The 19,637-nt window shown below is 44.3% G+C and carries 23 protein-coding genes and 2 tRNA genes; 18 read left to right on the top strand and 7 right to left on the bottom strand.

The features are described from left to right. Positions 1-18 precede the first annotated feature (18 nt). Positions 19-645, bottom strand: coding sequence for a YhbY family RNA-binding protein (locus ICN33_RS09700; protein WP_216196371.1), 627 nt, complete (start codon positions 643-645; stop codon positions 19-21). Positions 646-771: 126 nt separating this feature from the next. Between ICN33_RS09700 and ICN33_RS09695 the strand changes: the two genes are divergently transcribed. From ICN33_RS09695 to ICN33_RS09665, 7 genes are all read left to right on the top strand, one after another. Then, entirely contained in the window at positions 772-1,446 is a 675-nt protein-coding gene (locus tag ICN33_RS09695; protein ID WP_216196370.1) for an RlmE family RNA methyltransferase, read from the top strand. A 145-nt stretch (positions 1,447-1,591) separates the two neighbouring features. Next, the gene (gene ftsH, locus ICN33_RS09690) at positions 1,592-3,472 is read left to right on the top strand and encodes an ATP-dependent zinc metalloprotease FtsH (protein WP_216196369.1); all 1,881 of its coding nucleotides are present in this window, start codon (positions 1,592-1,594) and stop codon (positions 3,470-3,472) included. 25 nt (positions 3,473-3,497) lie between these two features. Further along, entirely contained in the window at positions 3,498-4,361 is an 864-nt protein-coding gene (folP, locus tag ICN33_RS09685) for a dihydropteroate synthase (protein WP_255530795.1), read from the top strand. A 29-nt stretch (positions 4,362-4,390) separates the two neighbouring features. After that, positions 4,391-5,734, top strand: a complete 1,344-nt coding sequence (glmM, locus tag ICN33_RS09680; protein WP_216196368.1) for a phosphoglucosamine mutase — start codon at positions 4,391-4,393, stop codon at positions 5,732-5,734. A gap of 141 nt (positions 5,735-5,875) precedes the next feature. After that, entirely contained in the window at positions 5,876-6,616 is a 741-nt protein-coding gene (locus tag ICN33_RS09675) for a hypothetical protein (RefSeq protein ID WP_216196367.1), read from the top strand. Beyond that, positions 6,613-7,179: a chromate transporter gene (locus ICN33_RS09670; RefSeq protein WP_216196366.1), complete on the top strand. Its 567-nt coding sequence runs from the start codon at positions 6,613-6,615 to the stop codon at positions 7,177-7,179. Before ICN33_RS09675 ends, ICN33_RS09670 begins: the two co-directional genes overlap by 4 nt. After that, positions 7,176-7,700, top strand: coding sequence for a chromate transporter (locus tag ICN33_RS09665; RefSeq protein WP_216196365.1), 525 nt, complete (start codon positions 7,176-7,178; stop codon positions 7,698-7,700). Before ICN33_RS09670 ends, ICN33_RS09665 begins: the two co-directional genes overlap by 4 nt. A 12-nt stretch (positions 7,701-7,712) precedes the next feature. On the opposite strand, the gene ICN33_RS09660 is transcribed toward ICN33_RS09665, so the two are convergent. Then, entirely contained in the window at positions 7,713-9,809 is a 2,097-nt protein-coding gene (locus tag ICN33_RS09660; RefSeq protein WP_216196364.1) for a TonB-dependent receptor, read from the bottom strand. A 59-nt stretch (positions 9,810-9,868) separates the two neighbouring features. Further along, the gene (locus ICN33_RS09655) at positions 9,869-10,237 is read right to left on the bottom strand and encodes a hypothetical protein (RefSeq protein WP_216196363.1); all 369 of its coding nucleotides are present in this window, start codon (positions 10,235-10,237) and stop codon (positions 9,869-9,871) included. A 60-nt stretch (positions 10,238-10,297) separates the two neighbouring features. On the opposite strand from ICN33_RS09655, the gene ICN33_RS09650 reads away from it, so the two are divergent. The 8 genes from ICN33_RS09650 (at position 10,298) to ICN33_RS09615 (ending at position 14,301) form a co-directional block, all read left to right on the top strand. Continuing rightward, positions 10,298-10,374: transfer RNA gene (locus ICN33_RS09650), tRNA-Pro, on the top strand. 42 nt (positions 10,375-10,416) lie between these two features. After that, positions 10,417-10,493 (top strand) — tRNA-Arg (locus ICN33_RS09645). A gap of 326 nt (positions 10,494-10,819) precedes the next feature. Then, positions 10,820-11,302, top strand: coding sequence for a cupin domain-containing protein (locus ICN33_RS09640; RefSeq protein WP_216196362.1), 483 nt, complete (start codon positions 10,820-10,822; stop codon positions 11,300-11,302). A 17-nt stretch (positions 11,303-11,319) separates the two neighbouring features. Then, positions 11,320-11,748, top strand: a complete 429-nt coding sequence (locus tag ICN33_RS09635; RefSeq protein ID WP_216196361.1) for a nuclear transport factor 2 family protein — start codon at positions 11,320-11,322, stop codon at positions 11,746-11,748. Between the two features lie 185 nt (positions 11,749-11,933). Continuing rightward, positions 11,934-12,329 carry a hypothetical protein gene (locus ICN33_RS09630; protein WP_216196360.1) on the top strand — a complete coding sequence of 132 codons (396 nt, stop codon included), beginning with the start codon at positions 11,934-11,936 and terminating at the stop codon, positions 12,327-12,329. Positions 12,330-12,400: 71 nt separating this feature from the next. Continuing rightward, positions 12,401-13,084, top strand: a complete 684-nt coding sequence (locus ICN33_RS09625) for a DUF3313 domain-containing protein (protein WP_216196359.1) — start codon at positions 12,401-12,403, stop codon at positions 13,082-13,084. A gap of 9 nt (positions 13,085-13,093) precedes the next feature. Beyond that, the gene (locus tag ICN33_RS09620) at positions 13,094-13,357 is read left to right on the top strand and encodes a hypothetical protein (RefSeq protein ID WP_216196358.1); all 264 of its coding nucleotides are present in this window, start codon (positions 13,094-13,096) and stop codon (positions 13,355-13,357) included. A gap of 50 nt (positions 13,358-13,407) precedes the next feature. Continuing rightward, positions 13,408-14,301, top strand: coding sequence for an alpha/beta fold hydrolase (locus ICN33_RS09615; RefSeq protein ID WP_216196628.1), 894 nt, complete (start codon positions 13,408-13,410; stop codon positions 14,299-14,301). Between the two features lie 66 nt (positions 14,302-14,367). Here ICN33_RS09615 and ICN33_RS09610 read toward each other — a convergent pair whose 3' ends face one another. From ICN33_RS09610 to wrbA, 4 genes are all read right to left on the bottom strand, one after another. Further along, on the bottom strand, positions 14,368-14,553 hold the full coding sequence (locus ICN33_RS09610) for a hypothetical protein (protein ID WP_015420997.1): 186 nt from the start codon (positions 14,551-14,553) through the stop codon (positions 14,368-14,370). 90 nt (positions 14,554-14,643) lie between these two features. Then, a complete protein-coding gene (locus ICN33_RS09605; protein WP_216196357.1) occupies positions 14,644-16,059 on the bottom strand; it encodes an FAD-binding oxidoreductase in 1,416 nt (471 codons plus the stop codon). A 2-nt stretch (positions 16,060-16,061) separates the two neighbouring features. Then, positions 16,062-16,445 (bottom strand): DUF2069 domain-containing protein, encoded by a 384-nt coding sequence (locus ICN33_RS09600; protein ID WP_216196356.1) that lies wholly within the window; start codon positions 16,443-16,445, stop codon positions 16,062-16,064. A 17-nt stretch (positions 16,446-16,462) separates the two neighbouring features. After that, positions 16,463-17,071 (bottom strand): NAD(P)H:quinone oxidoreductase, encoded by a 609-nt coding sequence (gene wrbA / locus ICN33_RS09595; protein ID WP_216196355.1) that lies wholly within the window; start codon positions 17,069-17,071, stop codon positions 16,463-16,465. A gap of 22 nt (positions 17,072-17,093) precedes the next feature. Between wrbA and ICN33_RS09590 the strand changes: the two genes are divergently transcribed. The 3 genes from ICN33_RS09590 to aroC all read left to right on the top strand — a co-directional run bounded on the left by ICN33_RS09590 (position 17,094) and on the right by aroC (position 19,633). Beyond that, positions 17,094-17,942 carry a YhjD/YihY/BrkB family envelope integrity protein gene (locus tag ICN33_RS09590; RefSeq protein WP_216196354.1) on the top strand — a complete coding sequence of 283 codons (849 nt, stop codon included), beginning with the start codon at positions 17,094-17,096 and terminating at the stop codon, positions 17,940-17,942. 79 nt (positions 17,943-18,021) lie between these two features. Next, positions 18,022-18,477, top strand: a complete 456-nt coding sequence (locus ICN33_RS09585) for a CBS domain-containing protein (RefSeq protein WP_216196353.1) — start codon at positions 18,022-18,024, stop codon at positions 18,475-18,477. Between the two features lie 43 nt (positions 18,478-18,520). Then, on the top strand, positions 18,521-19,633 hold the full coding sequence (gene aroC, locus ICN33_RS09580; protein ID WP_216196352.1) for a chorismate synthase: 1,113 nt from the start codon (positions 18,521-18,523) through the stop codon (positions 19,631-19,633). The last annotated feature ends 4 nt before the right edge of the window (positions 19,634-19,637 follow it).

Genomic DNA, 19,637 nt, shown 5'->3' with positions numbered 1-19,637 from the left:
TTTTGAGTTAGAGACTTATTAAGAGCCCAATGATTTTTTCTTGGTGCTGCTCATTCTCACTTTACGTTTCTTGATGGGAGCTGGTGCAGCTGCTGCTTTTCTATAGCCAGGTGAAGACCAACCAATCTTAGATTCTGCAGCTTCAGAGCGCAACACACGTTTCTTAGGGGTTGCCGACTTCACGGCTGCAGCTCGCTCAAAAGGAGACTTATTTGATGCAGAGCGACGATCAGATCTCTCGGAAGTGCTCGTACGCACACCTGTTTTAGTAACCGTACGATTAGGTTGTCGTTTGGTGCGCGGTGCTTGCAGTGACTTCTTCGTTTGTTTGCTTGAACGCCCAAGATTGCTAAATGCCTCATCAACTACATCTTTTGGCTTCCATAAAACGAGCAGCTTACCGATATGCTGGACTGGAGCGGCACCTAACTTATCGCAGAGCTCTTCATAGATGGCGATGCGGGCTTCACGTTCATCTCCAAAAACACGGATCTTAATTAAGCCATGGTGATTGATCGCTAATTTAGCTTCTTTAATTACGGCAGGCGTTAAACCATCGCCGCCAACCATCACCACAGGACTTAAGTCATGAGCATCGGCTTTGAGGGATTTGCGTTGAGCGGGGGTGAGGATAAGTGCAGTCATGGACTCGATGATAGAGCATTCATTATGAAAATGACCTTATTAGGTCGAATTTAACGATTTTTACCTTAATTCCTTTTGCTTTAGAGGGCGGAAACTAGGAAAATAGAAGACGAAAGTGGGTAAGTTGTGGCAAAGAATAAATTTAATAAAAGTTGGTTGCAGGATCATTTAACGGATCCCTATGTGAAGATGGCTCAAAAAGAGGGTTATCGCGCTAGGGCAGTTTATAAGCTCAGTGAAATTGACGAGCAAGATCACCTCATCAAAGCTGGTATGACCATTGTGGACTTAGGGAGCGCTCCTGGGAGCTGGTCTCAGTACGCCCGCAATCGTCTAACTGAACTTGGCAAATCCAATCCAAAGATTGAGTCAGGAAAACCTGATGGCCAGATTATCGCTATTGATATTTTGCCGATGGAGGATATTGCTGATGTCAGCTTTATTCAGGGCGATTTCCGTGAAGAAGAAGGTCTTTCCGCACTTGAAGCCTTACTTCCAAAAGCGGCCGAAGGTAAGGTTGATCTGGTTCTCTCTGACATGGCTCCAAACTTGTCTGGTGTCGGCGTAGCTGATGCCGCTCGAATGGCCTTTCTAGCGGAAATAGCGCTAGATTTTGCGGTTGATCATCTTAAGCCTGAAGGGGCTTTGCTCATTAAGTGCTTTAACGGAAGTGGTTATAGCCAAATAGTTGAATCATTTAAGAAGGTCTTTAAAACGGTTGCCTCTAGAAAGCCGAAAGCCTCTAGGGCTCGCTCTTCAGAGATTTTCCTTTTGGGTAGAAACCTAAAACCACCGAAATAAGCCTAATATTGGCCAAATAACCCTGTTTTAGTAGGGTTTTAATAAATAAATATGCCATTAGCCCTTGAAAAAGGGTGGTAGTAGAATCAAATACTTAGGTAGCGATTCGCTTTAACTCCTGGATTAATCCAGAAAAGGACTCATTTTGAACAGCAATATGTTCCAAAAAATCGGTGTGTGGCTCATTGTGGGCTTGGTGCTTTTTACTGTTTTCAAGCAGTTTGATAAACCCAAGGAACAAACCCAGGTCACCTATTCTCAATTTATGGACGATGCCAAGGCTGGAAAGATTAAGCGTGTGGATGTTCAGGGTCGTACTAATCTTACGGTTACCCCCACAGACGGCAACAAATACTCCTTAATCTCTCCTGGAGATATCTGGATGGTTGGCGATTTAATGAAGTATGGTGTTCAAGTTTCTGGTAAGGCTGAGGAGGAACCAAGCATGCTCACTAATGCTTTGTACTATCTGGGACCAACGTTATTGATTATCGGTTTTTGGTTTTTCATGATGCGTCAGATGCAGGGTGGCGGCAAAGGCGGAGCATTCTCCTTTGGAAAATCTAAAGCACGTTTGATTGATGAGAACAGCAATACGGTTACTTTTGCAGATGTTGCTGGTTGTGATGAGGCCAAGGAAGAAGTCTTTGAGTTAGTTGATTTCTTAAAAGACCCCCAGAAGTTTCAAAAGCTCGGCGGCCGAATTCCTCATGGCGTATTACTAGTTGGCCCTCCTGGTACCGGCAAGACTCTTTTGGCACGTGCAATTGCTGGTGAGGCTAAAGTTCCTTTCTTCTCAATCTCTGGTTCAGATTTCGTAGAGATGTTTGTTGGTGTTGGCGCATCTCGTGTTCGCGATATGTTTGAGAATGCTAAGAAAAATTCTCCTTGCATCATCTTTATTGATGAGATTGATGCAGTTGGCCGTCACCGCGGTGCTGGTATGGGCGGTGGCAATGATGAGCGCGAACAAACCCTCAATCAAATGTTGGTTGAGATGGATGGTTTCGAAAGTAACAGCGGTGTAATCGTTGTTGCTGCAACAAACCGTTCTGATGTTTTAGATAAAGCATTGTTACGTCCAGGTCGTTTCGATCGTCAAGTGCATGTTGGCTTACCCGACATTCGTGGTCGTGAACAAATCCTGCAAGTACATATGCGTAAGGTTCCAATTGATCCCGATGTGAATGCTGCCGTCTTAGCTCGAGGCACGCCTGGTTTCTCTGGTGCTGATTTGGCTAACTTGGTAAATGAGGCTGCTTTATTTGCAGCTCGCCGAAATAAGCGCTCTGTAGACATGAAGGACTTTGAGGACGCAAAAGATAAGATTTACATGGGACCAGAGCGCAAGTCTGCTGTGATGCGCGAAGAAGAGCGTCGTAATACTGCCTATCACGAATCGGGTCATGCAGTAGTTGCTAAAGTGCTCCCTAAAGCCGATCCAGTGCATAAGGTCACCATCATGCCGCGCGGAATGGCATTGGGTGTGACATGGCAACTCCCAGAATTTGATCGGGTCAATCTCTATAAAGATCGCATGTTGGAAGAATTGGCTATTTTATTTGGCGGTCGCGCTGCAGAAGAACTATTTCTGCATTCCATGAGTACGGGCGCTTCAAATGACTTTGAGCGCGCTACAAAAATGGCTCGTGATATGGTCACTCGTTATGGCATGAGCGATAGCTTGGGTACGATGGTTTATGTTGACACTGAATCAGAAAGTATTTTTGGCCGTAATAGCACCAAGACAGTATCTGAATTAACGCAGCAAAAGGTAGATGCTGAAATTCGCAGTTTGATTGATAGTCAATATGCTTTGGCAAGATCAATCTTGGAGCAAAACCGTGACAAGGTTGAAGCGATGGTGGCTGCATTGCTTGAATGGGAAACCATTGATGCAGAACAGATTACTGACATCATGGAAGGTCGTCCGCCACGAGCACCGTTGCCTCCGCCAGCTACTCAGTTTGGAAACTCTGCTGGAACACCTGGTCCAGCAACAGGTAGCGCTCCTGCTACTGCATAAGAGCTCTTGATGGCCTTCGCCTTTGATGTTTAAGCAAGGTCACATCGATATGCCCACAACTTGGCGTTGTGGGCGTTTTCTTTTTGACTTCAATCAACGCAAACGCCCACTCGTGATGGGTATTCTGAATGCCACCCCAGACTCTTTTTCTGATGGTGGAAAATGCAGAACTCCAAAGGATGCTGTCGCTCAAGCGGAATATATGATCGCTAATGGCGTTGATCTTATTGATATTGGTGGTGAGTCAACGAGGCCTGGTGCCGAGCCCGTCGAATTGCAAGAAGAATTGGATAGGGTAATTCCAGTAATTGAGTTACTTAAAGATTGCGGCATTCCCTTATCAATCGATACCTATAAATCTGAAACGATGCGTCAAGCACTGAGTTCCGGCGTAGATTGCGTAAATGATATTTGGGCGCTTAGACAGAGTGGTGCAATAGACGCTGTATTAGAAAGTGCTGATTGCGGCATTGTGCTGATGCATATGCAGCGTGATCCTCTCACCATGCAATTTAATCCTGACTATACGAACGTGGTTGATGAGGTGAAGCAGTTTCTAAAAGAACGAGTTGAGCTATTGATTTCTAAGGGCATCGAAAAAGATCGCATTGCTATTGATCCTGGTTTCGGATTTGGCAAGAACCTAGAGCACAACCTCAACATGCTGGCTAACTTTGCTGACTTCTCGACTTTGGGGATTCCTGTTTTGGCAGGAATTTCTCGTAAGTCTATGTTGGGCAAAATCACGGGTAAAGATACCAATCAACGCGTAGCTGCTAGTGTTGCTGCAGCGATGATGGCCGCCGATCGCGGCGCCAAAATTGTTCGAGTTCATGATGTGGCTGAAACTGTAGACGCCCTTAAGCTTTGGGAGGCGGTAAATACTTAGCAACATGTCTAAGTTTTATAATGATATCTATGAAAAAACAATACTTTGGCACTGACGGAATTCGAGGTGAAGTAGGGCATTTTCCAATCGTTCCGGAATTTATGACTCGCTTAGGATATGCGGCTGGCAAAGTATTGACGCTTGATGCAAAGCCAGGTGAACGCTGCAAAATTTTGATCGGCAAAGACACTCGAGTTTCTGGTTATCTATTGGAGGCAGCGTTAGAAGCCGGCTTTGCTTCTGCTGGTGTAGACGTTATGCTGTGCGGCCCTATTCCAACCCCTGGAGTGGCCTACCTCACCAAAGCATTGCGGCTCACAGCGGGCTTAGTGATCTCTGCCTCACATAATCCCTATCAAGATAATGGCATCAAGTTTTTCTCAGCAAATGGCGACAAACTATCTGATGAATTTGAGCTTGCCATTGAAGCGGAATTAGAAAAGCCAATGGGCTGTGTAAATTCCAAAGAGCTCGGTAAGGCATTTCGACTTGATGATGCTGCAGGCCGTTATATTGAATTTTGTAAATCCACTTTTCCTGGCGAATTAAATCTTAAAGGTTTAAAGCTTGTAGTGGACTGTGCCAATGGAGCTGCATATCACACTGCACCTCATGTTTTTCATGAGCTGGGCGCTGAAGTGGTTTCCATTGGAGTAAGTCCTGATGGACGCAATATTAATGATGGTTGCGGAGCAACTGCACCGGCAGCATTAATTGCAAAGGTTAAGGAAGAAAAGGCTGATCTTGGCATCGCTCTAGATGGCGATGCAGACCGTCTTCAAATGGTTGATGCCTCTGGACGCCTATTTAATGGTGATGAGCTGCTGTATGTTCTAGCAAAAGATCGATTAGAGCGTGGGCAGAAGCTGGGTGGAGTTGTAGGCACCTTAATGACGAATCTTGCAGTTGAAAATGCCATTAAAGAGCTGGGTATTGACTTTGAGCGTGCCAATGTAGGTGACCGTTATGTACTTGAATTACTAAAACAGAATGGCTGGATTATTGGCGGCGAAGGTTCAGGTCATTTGCTCTGTCTAGACCAGCACACCACAGGTGATGGAACGATTGCAGCCCTCCAAGTATTGGCAGCAATGAGTCAAAATAAGATGAGTCTTGCGCAATTATTAGATTCCGTCAAAATCTTCCCACAGGTTCTTTTGAATGTGAAATTCAAACCAGGGTATGACTGGAAGACTGATGAAAACCTCAAAAAACAAATTGCAAAGGTTGAGGCTGATCTTGCGAATATAGGTCGTGTACTTATTCGTGCCTCAGGCACAGAACCGTTATTGCGTGTGATGGTTGAGACCAAAGATGCTGATGTGGCAATGAAGGCTGCCAAGAGTATTGCTGATTTAGTGCCAACTGTATAAATTGAATTGCTTTCAAGAGATGGTAATTAGCCCAAGAAAAGAAAAGGTAATTTTATGAAGTTACATCCATCCGTCACTAACAGAGAGTTTAAGCTACTCATTAAACCTAAGGGTTTAGATCGTCACGCCAGAATCTCCCTTTTGAGCGAGCAGATCATCAAGTTTTGCAAGAAAAGCAAAGTAGATTTTTTTCATCTTGATAATGCAAATACTGGTTTACGTAATATTTATTTTTTCGATACTCCTGGAGAGGATTTTCGTCAGAATAATATTATCTTGCGTGTTCGAGAGTCACGGCAGAATGTATGGGTTGACGACTATGCAGAAGTTACGCTCAAGTGTCGAACCCATGATATTGAACATGCCTCTAACTTCAACCCTGCACCTCAAAAGAAAATTAAATCAAGAGCTCGCTTTAAAGAGGAAATTATTCGCGGAGATGCCTTAGGTACTCGACGCCAAATTTTCTCAAATAATGCGATTTTGGATGCGGTACCAATTGATAAATTATTTGAAAGATCTTTAAGCGCTATTTGTAAGTATTTTCCGGGAATGGCAAATCTTTCAATCGATAAAAAAACGCCCGTGGTTATTGTTGGCGGACCAACAAATAAGATTCTTGAAGCATGTTTACCATTAGGAAATTTAGTCTTTGGCGATGGTGTTCAAGCGCATTGTGAAATTGCTATTTGGATGAGGTCCGCTGGCGATCCTATTGTGGGTGAGCTCGCTTTTTCATATCGCGTGAATGATGAAAATCGATCCCTAACAAAGGCTCACAAGCGAGCGGATAAATTTTTCAAGAAACTCCAAATTGAATTGTCTGACTGGCTGGAGATTGGTAGCACCAAAACAGCATTAATCTACGGAAAGCCTGAATGAGCTCTTCAAGTTCGGTTAATGAAGTAACTCCTGTTAGCTTATTTGATCTCTTTTTTCAATTTTTATTGATTGGTGCTGTAAGCTTTGGCGGCGGGATTATTGCTTATGAGCGCATCCTATTAATTGAAAAAAAATGCTGGCTTACTGCAGATGAATTCATGGGATATCTCGCAATAAGCCAAACCATGCCTGGTTTAAATTCTGTGAACCTAGCAGTATTGGCTGGAGATCATTTGCGGGGTGTGCTGGGTGCTTGCGTAGCCACTATTGGCCTAATATTGCCCGGATCTCTGTTTGTATTAATCATTGGTGTTGCCTATACCAATAATACGGACCATCCTTTAGCAAATATTATTTTGTCTGGCGTTGCGGCAGCTGCATGTGGTTTATTGGCAGCAATTACCTATCGAATAGGTGATGAGCACTGGAAGCACCTTAAGTCTCTACTCATTATCATCCCCACCTTTCTTTTGATGAGTCTTGTAAAGCTGAGTTTGCCAATTGTCCTGCTAATAATGGCCCCAATTGCAATTTACATTTACCGTCCAAGAGCTAGCTCATGAGTCACTTAATGTCATTGGCATTGAGTTTTGGTTTGCTATCGCTCTTGGCAGTAGGGGGTGGGACGGCAGTATTACCAGAGATGCAGACCATGCTCTTTCACCAATTTGGCATCGATCATCTACGCTTTGTGCATATTTATAGTATTGGGCAAATTGCTCCAGGCCCCAATATGTTGATGGTCCTAGTAATTGGTTTTCAGGTAGCAGGACTTATAGGGGCCGGAGTTGTTTTACTCGCATTCTTTTTGCCATCGAGTATTTTGTGCTTTTATGTAGGGCGTATATGGAATCGCTTTGGAGAAAGCCCTTGGCGCCGTAGTATCCAGAATGCTCTAGAGCCAATTTCAATCGGATTAATGGCATCCGGTGTTTATGCCGTTGCTAAATCATCCATCGTTAGCCCAATCACTTTGGGATTGGCGTTGATTTCCCTTTATTTCATCTTGAGAACAAAAATCAATCCTGTCTTTGTGATTCTGGGCTCAGGCCTGCTTGGGTTTTTTCTACTGAAATATCTATAGTAAGTATCTGCATCAAAACGCAGCCCTAATACCAACTATTAAACTTCTACCAGGTTGAGGGGCATACAACCTTACTGCCATAGGTGATGTGGCGTAACGAATCTCTTCATTCAACAAGTTCTTGAGCATCAGGTAACCCGTCCAATTTACTTTCCCGATACGTTCGGTATAGGAGAGGTTGGCATTGACTAGGTTGTAACTTGGAGTCGGACCGATTTCCCAGGTGGCTAATTTATTTTGTTGATAACTGTAAATATAAGTGGCACTAGTTAACCAGCCATTACGTTGGTACGCCAATTCGCTGCCCAGACGTGGAGCTGGCTGTAAAGGAAGGTTTCCCCCTGAGGTAAACGTTCCCTGGGATACATCCCCAAATATACGTCCACCCACTCCAGTTTCATTCCAGTTATAAGTCAGCTCCGCTTCTGCGCCTTGTATGGAGGCATTTGCTTGAGAGGCTTGTACAACAGAAAAGTTATTATTAGCCTGACTATAGGCACCAGTGTAGTAACCGTATATGAAATTATTAAATTGATTTTTGTAAATGCTGGCTTTACTACGGATCAAGCCCAACGTCTTTTGAAAGTTTAATTCTAGGTTGTGTGATGTTTCAACACCCAAATTAGAATTACCAATATCAAAAGTTGCCGTCGAATCATGGGGTCCATAAGAATAGAGCTCTTGGGCAGAAGGCGATCTTTGAGAAACTGTGTAGGCAAGACCAACACCATAACCTTTGGCAACATCTAGAAGACCTCCAGCTGAATAAGACATCAAATTAAATTGGCGACTCTGCAGTGAAGGAGGGCCATAGGCCGTTGGTACAAATTCTTGGCTGCTTACGCTAGAAAACTGGGTACCTGAATTCGGATTTTGGTTGGTGTAGTTGTATCGAGCCCCAAGGTTTGTTTTTAAAGGTCCGTAACGACCTTCCTCGACCAAAAAGAGAGCGCTTGAGTTTGATTTTGTCAGCGGAACAATTGCGTAGTTGTTAGTTGATAAATCAGTTGCGTTGAGAGTAGAGCCGATTATTTGCAGCCCTAGAATCCCTTTTGATCCGAGCAGCTCTTTATGCGCCAACTCTAGCCTTGCTTCTGTTGCCGTGTTATTCCATTGAGTAGAAGCAACGCCGTTATTGGTAAATTCGGTATGCTGATAATTGGTATTTGCAGCGCTAATCTTTACCGAACTAAAGCCATCAAAAGGATCATTGGTTTGATGGGCTATATCGTAGCGATTTTGCGACTGCTGAATAAAGCCACCTTCCGCCGTGGGTATTCCATAGTTATGATTCATGCGCTCCAAGGAGACGCCGGTATATCCATCTGAGCGAACATAACTTGCTCCTAAGCCTAAACTATTCTGGTTGCTAAAAGAGAAGGGTAACTTTCCGTTATAAGGAACATTTACTGGCTCACCCGGATTGATAGACCAATTGGCATTGGGTCCACCTTGTTCAGCGAAACCGGGAATGCGATAGTTATTTGAATTGCTGATAGCTGAATCAAAATGCAATGCCAAAGGGCCGGCAGGTGCATCGAGTTCTATATTGGCAGTCTTACCTTGATTTACAGTTTCGTAGCTAGTATTAATGGCTCCTGAAACGATATCGGGCATTGTTGTAACAATTCGGTCATTTACCACGTTTACCAACCCACCACTTGAGCCTGATCCGTATAGTAGGGCAGATGCGCCACGCAAGATTTCGATCTGGTGAGTATTTTGCATAGGGCTTGCAACTGCATGATCTGCGGAAATGCTAGACACATCACCAGCTGATAAGCCATTTTGCAGAATCTGAACGCGCGAACCTTCTAAGCCACGAATAACTGGCCTTGATGAACCCCCTCCATAACCAGTTGCAGAAACACCGAGTTCATTTGCTAAGGTTGCGCCTAGTGTTCCAGCAAGCTTATTTTGCAGCTCATCTCCAGACAATACTTTATTGGGGGATAAAAACCCTTGGCTACCTTCCCGCACTCCCGTGACATCTAGCTGAGGTAATGCGTCTACTTGATTCTGAGACCAAGCAGGGTTAGTCAGAAAAAAGGAGGTGGCCACCAATAAGGGTGCGTAAGTTAATTGAGTAAGGCGGTAATTCATATTCATCCAAATTCGCCAATGCATGACGATTAATTAAAACGGGAGTGCGCAATAGCGCTAATGTTTTAAAGGATGAGGGTGGGTGGTGCGCGTGACTCGTATGAGGCTATCATTAACGAAGGTGCGAATGTATCAAATGGTACGCGTATCGCTAAAGATCTTGCATAGACGGTATGGAGGTCGACATCAGCATTTGGAATAAATCCTGCCAAAGTGAGTGAGTCAAATAAATGACATATCTCAGAACTGTGGCTAAAACTTTTATCGATCTTATCTGGAGCATTGGTTTGAAGCGCTTGATATTGGGCGTCACCATGAGAGATGCTGTGTGAGAGGCCAATCCAGTGGGTGCCAAGCAAGCAAAAAATAAGCAATGCCACAGTCAATGTGGCACGGATTTGCTTTGTTAATTTGCTTGAAAAATAGGCAACCATGGGGAGAATCTTACAGGATTTGCCTGCAATTGAGCTCTCGGTGTAGAATATCGATTCCGTCGGAGTGTAGCGCAGCCTGGTAGCGCACCTGCTTTGGGAGCAGGGGGTCCAAGGTTCGAATCCTTGTACTCCGACCACTTTCTCTATTAGTTGTTTCAATCAGTCCCAGTGCACTCATACTGCCTATAGCTCAGCTGGATAGAGCAACGCCCTTCTAAGGCGTAGGTCGCACGTTCGAATCGTGCTGGGCAGGCCACTAAATCCCTTTTTTGTTTGAAATTTATGATGTGCAGTCATTCTCTAATCTTGAGACTGAATTTGTTTCCATGTCGGATTGGTAGGGGCAGCGCTCATAACCAGGTAACTTTCACTAATTTGCTTATCTATTCAAGATGTAGATAGGGTTAAGCGCTGAGATTGACCTCTTATGGAGCATTCAAAGGCACATATTGAATGCCGCTCATCAAAATAATTTTGAAATTTTCACGAAAAGCATCTATCCCTAAATAAAGACATAATAGTTAGCATTAGTTTTATGGACAACTTAGAACCTATTGCAAAAGAAATTAGAAGGCGCCCTGAATGAAAAATAACCAATTTATGCAAAATTTATTTAAGCTCTTATTCCTCACGACTGTTGCAGTATTTTCATCTCATGCAGCAGCCTTAACGCACGTTGATGGAAGCAATCCTTACGAGGATATTGAGGCGTCAATAATTCCGATTGAACAATCGCCCAAAACTATTTTGGGGCAAGATTTTAAATACCCAGCAGGGCAGCCATTGATCAAGGCATTTGATATTTTAATTCCAGCAGGCAAACAAACCTCCATACATAAGCATGCCATTCCATTATTCATATATGTAGTCTCTGGTGATTTAGAGGTTGATTACGGTAGCAAGGGTAAGAAAATCTTTAAACCAGGCACTTCCTATATCGAAGCTATTGAATGGTGTCACGTGGGTAAAGTAGCCGGAAAAAATCCCGTCAAGATCATAGGTATTTATTTGGGCGAGCAGAAGCCCGATCAAATAAAGCCTGAGTCTTGCGCAAAACTCAATTAAATTTAAGGTACCTACTTATGAAATACATTACATCCCTTTGCTTTGGTCTTTGCATCGCATTCTCCGCATTTGCTCAGCCAGCTTTAAATCCTCAGGCCGAGGGCGAACGTCTCGAAAGACTTTGGTGGGATCAGCAAAAAAATCAGGATATAGCCGGTTTGACAAAAATCATGTCTCCCGCCTTTCAATCCATCAATACAAAAGGGGCCCAAGATTTAGCCCTCAATATGGCCATTATTAAAGCGGAGAAGTTGGGTAACTATGAGCTGGCGAACATTAAAGTCACGCAAGCACAAGATAATTTGATTGTCTCTTACCAAATTAAAGTGCCAGAGAATTATCTTGGTAAAAAAATGTCCTCGAAACTGCACTATCGTTTGGATGTTTGGGCAAAAAATGACTCAGGCTGGCAGATTATTTCGCACGCCAATCTCAACCCCATTTAAATTTTTCAGAGACCCCCTTGAAGCGCTGCATGGACCATCTTGGCTCAGTTAGGTAGATCAAACCTTTTTTAGGGCACACGTCTTTCGATCGAATCCTGCTGGCTAAGCCAGCCCTTGTATTGGGAATGCCCCAATAAAGATCTGGGCGTTCATTTGCATCGTGCCTTTTGCCTTAGAATGCTTTGATGAATATCAAATTAATCAGGGTTTGCTTCCTAGCGCTTGGAGCTGTTTTACTGTCATCTGCTTGCTCAGTCGCCAAGCTAGAGGCACGTCTTGAGGCTAATCCGCAATGCAAAGATATCGTGAATCCAAAAACAGGGGCATTAATGCCATGTCCCGGGTCAGAAAAGGCGTTTTATAGAGAGGTAGGCTTAGCTCCAGCAAAACCGGCTCCTGCTGCGAATAGCCCAGCGGTTGTAGCTGTTCCTGCGGGTTCAACAGCAACTGCCCCTGCATCCTCAAGCACGTCAACAACATCACCCGCAGCCCCAACTAAATCCACTCAAACTCCAGTTGATTGCAAACCACAAATACACAAAAAGACGGGCGGAACATTGCCTTGCCCTGCACCAGACTAATGAGATATAGGTATGATGTCCTTTACCCAATTTAGTCCTTTAGATGTTTCAATCAACCCCTTGGAATCAGAATGAAAAAAATAAATGTATTGTTGGCTTCCTTTGCTGCGGCAATCACTTTAGCTGCGTGTAGCAATGCGCCTAAGTTGGCAACGCAACCAATGCCAAGGTCAGGATTCTTGCCTGACTACAATCTCCTGGTGCCAATGTCAACAAACGATACAGATACGCGTGTGTGGAGATATCGCATCTCAGGCGTTAATCCTGGATCTTACTCAGCGGTGATCTTGGACCCAATTTATCTAAATCAAAATGCTACCAAGTCTGTAAGTATTGATGACATCAATAAGGCAAAAGCTGCATTGCAATCATCTATGGTTGAAGCGGTTAATGCGCGCGGGAATATTAAGATCGTTTCTCAGCCTGGTCCAGGTGTTGCACGTATTTCAGTTGGCATTACCGGAGCAGAGAGCTCTACCGACAGCTTGCAGCCTTGGAATTTCACTCCAATCGGCTTGGCTATGAATGCAGCTGCTTATGCTGGTGGCGTGAATTCCAAAACGCCAGCGCTCTTAGTTGAGAGCAAGATTACCGATAGTCAATCTAAACAGTTACTGGGTGAAGGCTTAATTACTGTTCAGGGTGAGTCTTTCAGAACAAATTCTGGTTCAGCGGATTCATTTGTGGCAATGGCCAAGAAGGTGGTTCGCTCTGCCATGGAGACATCCGCAAATCCAACGCCCACTGGTAAATAAAAAATTTATATGAAATTACTCTCTAAATTATTGATTGCCATTGGCTTAAGCTCTTTTTTATCTATTGCGCTCGTGGCATATGCGGATGATGCCGCGCGTGATAAAGAGATTGCTGAACGTTTCGCGAAATGCGATACCAATCGCGATGGCAAGCTAACTCCGGAAGAGGCCAAGGGATGCATGCCCCGCATCTACAGCAACTTTAACTATATTGATGCTACGAATAAGGGTTATGTGACTGTTGCTGAAATTCAGGCAATGGCCAATCGATAGTTTCGAAATGACGAGAGCCTCTTAGGAGACTCTTTTTTATTGGGTGAATGATGTCTATTTCTTTTCCTGGGTTTGATGCTAAAAAGTTCTCCGTTGACTCGGAAGAAGGGTCTATTGAGATTTCCTATTTAATCGGTGGAGGTGGGCCCCCATTATTATTGCTTCATGGCTTCCCACAAACCAAAGCCATCTGGAGTCAAGTAGCTCCTGAATTAGCAAAGCACTTTACCGTTATTGCTGCAGACTTAAGAGGCTATGGAGCGTCATCCAAACCCCATGGAGAGGTAGATCACTCTACATACTCAAAACGATCAATGGCAGCAGATCAGCATGCACTAATGAAGAGTTTAGGGTTCAATCAATTCTTCTTACTCGGCCACGATAGAGGGGGAAGAGTTTCTCATCGCCTAGCAATGGACTTTCCTGAAAGTGTTCTACGTTTAATGGTTTTGGATATATCTCCCACATTAACGATGTATGACAAAACTTCAATGGAATTTGCTAAGGGCTATTGGCATTGGTTCTTTTTAATTCAACCGGAGCCCGTTCCGGAAACCATGATTGGAGCGAACCCAGAATATTGGCTCAAAAATCATATGGGTCGTCATGCGGGCACGGGAATATTTTCACCAGATCGATGGGCTGAATATTTAGCAGGAGCTAGCGATCCAAAGAGCATGCACGCAATGTGTGAGGACTATCGAGCTGCCGCATCAATTGATTTGATTCACGATCGTGCTGATCGTGCTTCGGGCAAGAAATTGAAGATACCTCTGAGGGTTTTGTGGGGCGAGCATGGCTTGGTGAATAAATGCTTCAAGCCAATAGAGGATTGGAAAGAAGTGTCAATGGTGGTCACCGGTAGGGCGGTTCCAAGCGGACACTACATCCCTGAGGAGACTCCAGAGCTATTGATAGCGGAAGCTAAGGAATTCTTTAGCTAAATCTGCAATGCAATGCAGAAAAAACAAAAAACCCTAAATAAATCAATTATTTAGGGTTTTTAACGATCACTCTGGGTGAAAATTATTGCTAGCCATGAAGCTAATGGTGCGCTCAAAGCCTAGGATACGGATATAGCGCCAAGCGATATCGCGATATTTGCTATCCAAATAGCCAATAGCTACTTCAGGCGTCCTTTTGGACAAGTCGATCTGTTGTATTGCACGGGCCCAACGTTTGAGTCTTGTTGACATATTTGTCACCTCCATGTGCTTACAACGCATGGAAATAGGGCGGAGATGACACAAATTACAAAATATTTACTAAAAAATCCGCTTTTTTCTTTAAATCGAGACAACTTTATGGGGATTAAGGATATTTTGGGGGTCCAAGGCTCTTTTTAGGGTCTTCATGAGCTCATGGGCGACTTCCCCCTTATGAGCCCTTAGGTCGTCCAATTTAAGCTGTCCAACGCCGTGTTCTGCTGATATGGATCCATGGCACCGCTCTACTTGGGCGTAAACAAGCTCATGAATTGGCTTTTCATTGCTTTCATTAAAGATCTTGGGGTCTAAACCTAAGGGTGGGGCAATGTTGTAGTGGAGGTTACCATCACCTAAATGCCCAAAATTAATGATTCTGACGCCTGGATACTTGTCCCTCATCAATGCATCCGTTTCTTTAATAAAGCTATCTAGCGAGGATAGGGGGATAGTGATGTCATGCTTTAGGTTGGCACCTTCCTCAGCCTGTGCAAGCGTAATATGTTCACGCATATGCCAAAAGGCATTTGCTTGACCTAAATTGCTGGCAATTACGGCATTACTGATCAAATGAGACTCAAAAGCTTCTTCCAAAATAGTCTCAAGAAGCTGCCTGACATGTTCTTCGCTTTCATGATCGGATAATTCGATCAGGATCGTGAAGGGAGGATTTCCCTGTAAAGGATTTGCCATGTGGGGAAAGTGCTTCTCATTTAAATCCAAAGACTCTTGCGTCATCATTTCAAAACCAGTTAATAGAGATGTCGCACGTTTTTGAAATAAATTTAAGAGGGCAATTGATGAGGCGATACTTTGACACGCAACTAAGGTCGTCCATTGAGAAATCGGCAGTGGATATAACTTCATCACTGCGGCAGTAATGATTCCCAGGGTACCCTCAGATCCAACAAATAAATCTCGTAAATCGTAACCAGTATTATCTTTACGCAATCCTTTAATGCCATTCCATACCTCGCCTTTGGCAGTGACAACTTCTAGACCTAAGCAGAGATCGCGTGCATTACCGTAGCGCAGTACATTTGTTCCGCCAGCATTAGTTGCTAAGTTGCCCCCAATCATGCAGCTGCCTTCAGCGCCAAGGCTCAGTGGAAATAAAAAACCTTGTTCGACTGCTTTTTCTTGTAGGGTTTGCAAGATACACCCCGCCTCGACTGTAATAGTTTGATTGGCAATATCGATCTCACGAATTTGATTCATGCGCTTGAGGTTGAGGATGATTTGTGTGCCACTGTTATCGGGTGTTGCGCCGCCACAAAAACCCGTATGACCGCCTTGAGGGACTATGGCAATCTGATGCTCAGCACAGAGCTTGACGATGTTTGATACTTCAGCACTATTACAAGGTAGCAGAACTGCTAATGCTTTCCCAATAAAGCGTTTGCGCCAGTCAGTTAAGTAAGGCGCTTTATCTTCATCCTTGGTCAGAATATATTTTTGTTCTAGAACCGTAGATAGTTGATTGATAAAGTTTTGCATACTTACTTTGTGGAAAGTTTTTTCAAGGCCTTAGCTTCTTTTTTAATCGGCTTCAAATACATGAGCAAACAGACAAAACCCACAGTTGAAAGAATGACCTCGAGAACTGCAAGCCAAAAATTAGCACCTGTTTCCAAAATACGAACCAAGCCTTCGGTTACATAAAGCAATATCAACATCGAGGCCCACTGCATTGTGTAAACCCTGCCTTTCCATATTCCGGGAATAGCAAATAACAAAGGTACTCCTTTGAGAATCAACCAGGATCCTCCAGGATGCAGGGGTGAAATGAACCATTCCCAAGAGACGCACAGAATAAACAAATCAATAAAAGCAGCTGTAGCGATGAGTTGGTAAGGATTTTTTTCTAGAATCTTTTTAATCATGATCAATGCTTATTGCATTACCTTTTATTTGTATGGAGTGCTAATGCAGTTTCGGCCAAGCGTTTACCTTGCGCCTTTGCTAAACGCTGCTCTTCGGGGCTAATAGGCGCTCGTCCATCCGCATGGGCAAGATGAGTCACGCCATATGGACTGCCTCCCGTATTGGAAGACATGAGATCTGGTTCACTATAGGGAATGCCCATGAGGAACATGCCGTGGTGGAGCAGGGGAATCATCATGGTGATCAGGGTACTTTCTTGTCCACCATGCATGCTGCCCGTACTTGTAAAGACACAAGCAGGTTTTCCAATCAGAGCCCCATTGAGCCATTCCGAAGAACTCCCATCCCAAAAGTATTTCATCGGGGCGGCCATATTGCCAAATCGAGTTGGTGAACCCAATGCAAGGCCAATGCATTCCTGTAAATCGGAATATTCGGCATAAGGAGCGCCATCTTGGGGTACGGCTGCTTCCGTAGCTTCACAAACGGTAGATATAGGTGGAACCGTTCTTAGGCGGGCATTTGCCCCGGGAACAGTTTCAATACCCTCGGCGATCAGGCGCGCAAGATCCTTGGTTGCACCATAACGGGAGTAGTACAAAACTAAAATATCGTGTTGGCTCATATAGATCTCTTATGATACGGCGATGCGCCTTATTCGTAACCCCCAATTATGGCTCTCTCTTGCCAAAGAGATCTGGGAGCGCAATCGTGGTCAAAATTTAAAACAAATTGCCGCTAGCCTTGCGTTTACAACAACCTTATCGATGGTGCCTATGGTGACAATTGCCACCATACTGATCGGCTATCTTCCAAGCGTTATTCAAGTAAAAAATGCCTTTAAGGCATGGCTTCTAGATACCTATATGCCTGGCGGCATCAACCAACAGGTATTTATCTATTTAGATCAATTTTCATCCCAAGCAAGAGGCTTAACCTTTGTAGGTTTAGCTGGCCTTGCCGTTACAACAATCATGACGCTAGTTGTGATTGAGGGTGCTTTCAATCAAATCTTTAAGGTCACCTCAAGACGACCCTTCTACAAGAAGGTTGCTATTTATAGTGCAGCAACAATCTTGGGTCCAATACTGCTGGGTGTTGGCATCTACTTAAGCGGTATTTTATTTAGCGCTTCGGAAGGGTGGATTAGTGCGGTTTCAGTTGGCTTTCAATTAGTAGCAACGATTACCCCAATCTGCCTGGCAATTCTTGTCTATGCAGTTGTCTACAAAATCCTTCCTTACGCCAAGATTTTGTGGCGCGATGCGTTTGCTGGTGCCCTGGTGGCAGCACTTGCATTTGAGTTAATGAAGCTTGGTTTTGCCATTTTTTTAAGTCATACAGCCTTCTACAAAACGGTTTATGGCGCTTTTGCCATCTTCCCTCTGGGTCTAATGTGGATCTATTTAACTTGGTGGATTACCTTAACCGGGGCGGTCTTGGTGGCCAATCTGCCTGATATCCGCAGTGGAGTCATTAGGGTTATTCGTTACTAAAAGTTGCGCCTAAGCCCTTGATTCAAAGAGGTCTTAAGTCTATATTGGGGCTATAAATGCATTGTTTTACGGAGACCAAATGAAAGTTCGCGACATATTACGCGTCAAGGGAAGCACCCTTTTTACAGTAGCCCCTGATACTGCGCTGCAAACTGCAGTTCTAGTGATGAGTGAGCACGACATTGGTTCTTTGGTGGTCATGGAGTACGACAAGCTGGTAGGTATCCTGACTTTTCGCGAAGTCATCGCCGCCTTAGCCAAACATCATGGCAAGCTTGAAGGTCTTCAAGTGAATTCAGTAATGAATCAAAAACCTTTGACCTGCAACATGGAAACAGAGATTGATGAAGTCCGTCGCATGATGTTGGTGGATCACGCGCGATATTTGCCAGTGGTCGACCAGAAAATGTTGATGGGCGTTATTTCTTTCTATGACGTTGCCAAATCGGTAGTAGAGGCCCAAGACTTCGAAAATACAATGCTGAAGGCTTACATCCGCGATTGGCCGGAAGACACCGAAAAAGCTGCTTCCTAACCCGTTCTAGCCATCATTTTCTTACAAATGACATAATGTCGGTATGTCAGGAAATACTTTAGGCCTCCTTTTTACTGTTACCACTTTTGGTGAATCTCACGGTCCCGCTATTGGGGCTGTTGTTGATGGTTGCCCCCCGGGTTTAAAACTGTCTGAAGCTGATATCCAACTGGATTTGGATCGCCGTAAACCGGGCACATCGCGTCACGTTACCCAACGCAAAGAAGAAGATAAGGTGGAGATTCTTTCCGGGGTATTTGAAGGCAAGACAACCGGAACCCCGATTGCATTATTGATACGCAATACGGATCAACGCAGCCAAGACTATGGCGATCTATTGCAAACTTTCCGCCCAGGTCATGCCGACTATGCTTACCAAAATAAATATGGAATTCGTGATCCCCGTGGTGGTGGTCGTTCATCTGCTCGCCTTACTGCACCTGTTGTAGCAGCTGCAGCTATTGCCAAAAAATGGCTTCACGAGAAATATGGCACTGAGTTTTATGGCTATATGAGCCAATTGGGTGAACTTGAAGTTCCTTTTAAAAATGTAGCTCACATTGAGCAAAATCCATTTTTTGCTGCAAACGAAGAAATCATTCCAAAGCTAGAAAACTATATGGATGAATTGCGCAAAGCAGGGGACTCATGTGGGGCTCGTATAGAAGTTCGTGCTCGCAATGTTCCTCCTGGTTTAGGCGAGCCTTTGTTTGATAAGTTAGATGCCGATATTGCGCATGCCATGATGGGTATCAACGCAGTTAAGGGTGTCGAGATTGGTGCTGGCTTTAAATCGGTTTCACAGCGCGGCAGCGATCATGGTGACGAATTACATCCTGATGGCTTTGCAACAAATAACTCCGGCGGCACTCTCGGTGGCATTAGCAGCGGTCAAGATTTGCGTGTCTCGATCGCCATTAAACCGACCTCTAGCATTATGAGTCCCAAGCAATCTATAGATTTGGATGGCAAGCCTATTACCGTTCAGACTAAGGGTCGTCACGATCCCTGTGTTGGCATTCGTGCTACCCCAATTGCAGAAGCAATGTTGGCACTTGTCTTAATGGATCATGCTCTACGTCATCGTGCGCAGTGCGCTGATGTGCCTGAGACTGCATCCATCCCAGCTTCGAAACCTGACGCTTTCCGCGACTAATTGG

Origin of the sequence: Polynucleobacter sp. UB-Tiil-W10 (assembly GCF_018881605.1) — a bacterium.
GTDB lineage: Bacteria > Pseudomonadota > Gammaproteobacteria > Burkholderiales > Burkholderiaceae > Polynucleobacter.
Note: the sequence above shows the minus strand (reverse complement) of the source record. Positions and strands in the feature narration are given on the sequence as shown.